Annotated in this window: 3 protein-coding genes; all 3 read left to right on the top strand. The window is 76.9% G+C overall.

The window, feature by feature from the left end; all coding sequences use genetic code 11:
• Window positions 1-1,067, top strand: a 1,067-nt coding sequence (locus tag HMPREF3105_RS00860; protein ID WP_070708548.1) for a hypothetical protein, incomplete at its 5' end; no start/stop codon positions are given.
• Window positions 1,064-1,894 (top strand): HAD-IIA family hydrolase, encoded by an 831-nt coding sequence (locus HMPREF3105_RS00855; RefSeq protein ID WP_070708547.1) that lies wholly within the window; start codon window positions 1,064-1,066, stop codon window positions 1,892-1,894. The genes HMPREF3105_RS00860 and HMPREF3105_RS00855, both read left to right, overlap by 4 nt.
• On the top strand, window positions 1,887-2,004 hold a 118-nt coding region (locus HMPREF3105_RS12545), incomplete at its 3' end, for a S4 domain-containing protein (RefSeq protein ID WP_246830298.1). The genes HMPREF3105_RS00855 and HMPREF3105_RS12545, both read left to right, overlap by 8 nt.

Here is a 2,004-nt window from a genome sequence, read left to right as displayed (position 1 = left end):
ACCGGCGGCGCGGCCCGGGCCAGGGGGGCGGACGCCCCGAGCGCCGCGGTGCGCCGACGGGCCCTCGTCGCGAGGACCGCGCCGAACGACCCGCGCACAATCCCGGTGACCTCCGAGCGGCGAATCGTGCGGACCAGGAGCGCTCTCCGGACATCGACCCGGACGTGACGGGCCAGGAGCTCGACCGCGGCACGCTCAAGGAGATCAACGGCCTTGACGAGCGTCCTGCCAGCTGGGTCGCCAAGCATCTCGTGATGGCCGGCCGCTACCTGGACGTCGACCCGGCGCTGGCGTTCCAGCACGCCCTCGCCGCGTCCCGCAAGGGCGGCCGCCTCTCACGCGTGCGCGAGGCAGTCGCGCTCACCGCCTACGCGGCGGGGGAGTACGCCGACGCGCTGCGCGAGTTCCGCACCTACCGGCGCATGACGGGCGACGACACCCACATCGCCGCGCAGGTGGACAGCGAGCGTGCCCTCGGCCGCACGGAGAAGGCCCTGCAGCTGGCCGCCGAGGTGGATGCCTCGCGTCTGGACCGGGCGGCGCGGGCCGAGCTGGCCATGGTCGTCTCCGGCATCCGCGAGGACGCCGGCGACCTTCAGGGTGCCCATGAGGCCCTGCAGATCCCGGAACTGGACCGGCGGCGCGGCTACCCCTTCTCTCCCCGGCTGTTCCAGCGTCAGGCCGACGTGCTGCTCGCCCTGGGGCGCCGCGACGAGGCTCGGCTCTGGGCGCGTGCCGTGCGCGTCGCGGAGAAGGCCCTCGGCGTGGGCGGGTTCGCGGACCCGGAGATCATCGACGTGGACACCGAGCCGGTCGAGGACCCCCGGGACCGCCGCCCGTCCCCCCGCGAACGGCGCCACGAGCGGTATGCGGCCGAGGCCGGTGCGGAGCCGACGGCGGACGGATCCCCGGCCGAGGAGCCGGAGGCCGCCACGGAGCCGACCGAGGCGCCCCGGCCGGAGGCCGCCGCAGAGCCGCCGGCCGCCGTCGACGCGCCGGACGAGGTCGACCCGAACCAGCTGTCGCTGTTCGACGCCCTCGAGGCCCCGGAGGCGGACGAGCGGTGAGCGCCACGTTCTTCGCCGGTCACGACGGGCTGCTGTGCGACCTGGACGGCGTCGTCTACGCCGGAGGCGGCGCGATCGCCGGGGCGGTCGAGACGCTGTCGACGCTGCAGGAACGGGGCGTGCCGGTCGGGTTCGTGACGAACAACGCCTCCCGCGCGCCGGAGTCTGTGGCCGAGCATCTCCGCACGCTCGGGGTGCCCGCGCAGGCGGGGCAGGTCTTCGGCTCCGCACCGGCGGGCGTCGACCTGCTCGAGGAGACGCTCGGCCGCCGCACCGGCCGGGTGCTCGTGGTCGGCTCGGCGTACCTGCGCGCCGTGGTCGAGGAGCGGGGCTACGAGGTGGTCGCGTCCGCGGCGCAGCGTCCCGACGCGGTGATCCAGGGCTTCGACCCCGGTCTCGGCTGGGCCGATCTGGCGGAGGCGGCGTACGCCGTGCGCGCCGGGGCCACCTGGGTCGCCACCAACCTGGACACCTCGATCCCGCGCGCGGAGGGGATCGCCCCCGGCAACGGGGCCCTCGTCGAGGCGGTGGGCCGGGCCACCGGCACCGCGCCCGTCGCGGCGGGCAAGCCCGAGCCACGACTGTTCCGGACGGCGGCCGAGGCCCTCGGCCTGGCCCGTCCCCTCGTGGTCGGCGACCGCCTGGACACGGACATCCGCGGCGGCAACGCGGCGGGGTTCGACACGGTGCTCGTCCTGACCGGCATCGACACGCGCGAGACCGCGGCCGCCGCCCCCGGGCCGGACCGGCCCACGTGGGTCCGTGCGCACCTGCCCGCTCTGCTCGCCGGCGGGGCCGAGGCCTTCGCGGACCCACGGGGTGGCTGAGACCGCACGCGCCGACGTCGCCCTGGCCGCCCGGGGCCTGGCCCGCTCCCGCACGGAGGGCGCGGCGCTCATCCGCGCGGGGCAGGTCCTCCTCGACGGCCGCCCGGTGC

Source organism: Micrococcus sp. HMSC31B01 (assembly GCF_001816085.1).
GTDB classification, from domain to species: Bacteria; Actinomycetota; Actinomycetes; order Actinomycetales; family Micrococcaceae; genus Micrococcus; species Micrococcus luteus.
The sequence above is the reverse complement of the archived record's forward strand: the minus strand, read 5'-3'. Positions and strand labels throughout refer to the sequence as shown.